This is a genomic window from Rhodobacter calidifons, assembly GCF_011174775.1.
Lineage (GTDB): Bacteria > Pseudomonadota > Alphaproteobacteria > Rhodobacterales > Rhodobacteraceae > Tabrizicola > Tabrizicola calidifons.
Genome location: NZ_JAANHS010000044.1, coordinates 1 through 1,484 on the forward strand (window position 1 = coordinate 1; position 1,484 = coordinate 1,484).

1 pseudogene is annotated in these 1,484 nt (G+C 64.8%); it reads left to right on the plus strand.

Annotated elements, in window-relative coordinates:
* The first annotated feature begins 61 nt into the window (after positions 1-61).
* Positions 62-1,414 (plus strand): annotated as a pseudogene (locus G8O29_RS18125) (IS256 family transposase).
* Positions 1,415-1,484 lie beyond the last annotated feature (70 nt).

Genomic DNA, 1,484 nt, shown 5'->3' on the forward strand with positions numbered 1-1,484 from the left:
ACCGGCGATGTTCGGTTAGGGTCTGGTTGCTTACGCCCACCCAGAACCGAGAGGACCACCGATGACCACCGACATGATGAACTTCCGCGACCTTGTGGAGAAGGCCCCCGATGCGGACCTGCTGCGCGAGATGATCGGCTTTGCGGCCGAACGGCTGATGGAGCTGGAGGTGGGCGCCGCGACTGGCGCGGCCTATGGCGAGAAGGACCCGGCGCGGCGGGCGCAGCGCAACGGATACCGCGACAGGGACTGGGGTGAGGGCATTCCCGCCACCGGTCCGAGGGAATGCCCGAACGCGCGCCGGGACGGTCGAGCTGCGCATCCCGAAGCTTCGGAAGGGCAGCTACTTTCCGGGCTTTCTCGAGCCGCGCCGGATGGCCGAGAAGGCGCTGACGGCGGTCATCCAGGAGGCCTATGTTCAAGGCATTTCGACCCGCTCGGTGGATGACCTGGTCAAGGCCATGGGCATGTCGGGGATCAGCAAGAGCCAGGTGTCGCGGCTCTGCGAAGAGATCGACGGCAAGGTGAAAGCCTTCCTGAACCGGCCGCTCGAAAGCGACTGGCGCTCGCCATCGGACTTGAACCGATGGCGTCTCGATGGCTCGCCTCTGGATCGACGCCACCTACCTCAAGGTCCGGCGCGGCGGGCGGATCGTGTCCGTCGCCGTCATCATCGCCATCGGCGTGAACACCGACGGCAGGCGTGAGGTTCTGGGCCTGGAAATAGGTACGTCCGAGGCCAAGCCGATCTGGACCGAGTTCCTGCGCAAGCTGACCCGCCGCGGCCTGCGGGGCGTGAAGTTGGTGATCTCGGACGCCCACGAGGGCATCAAGGCGGCCGTTTCGAAGGTTCTCAGCGCCACCTGGCAGCTCTGCCGTGTCCACTTCCAGCGCAATGCCCTCGCCCATGCCGGGAAGAGCGGGCGCAGGGTCGTCTCGGCCTTCATCGCCACCGCCTTTGCCCAAGATACCGCTGAAGCCGCCAGCACCCAGTGGAGGGCCGTGGCAGACCAGATCCGGCCCAAGGTGCCGAAGCTCGCCACGCTGATGGATGACGCCGAACACGACGTGCTGGCCTACATGTCCTTCCCCAAGGAACATCGGGCCAAGCTGCATTCGACGAACCCGATCGAACGGCTGAACGGCGAAATCAAGAGGCGCACTGATGTCGTGGGCCCTCGGGCATTCCTTCGGACCGATGGCAGTCATGCCCTCGATCCCCAACGACGAGGCCATCATCCGACTGGTCGGGGCCTTGCTGCTGGAACAGAATGACGAATGGGCCGTCCAGCGTGCCAGATACATGACGCTGGAAACCATCGCGCCGATGGGCGTTCGTCGGGGAATTGATCCACCGGATCAATTCCTGATCCTCCTCACTCCCGTCATCAGCCTGCCAGCCGCGGCATCCTGATCAAGCAGGCCCGCGCCGAATATCACGGTGACGATCAGCGCCAGCTACACCACTCCATGGGACAGCATCG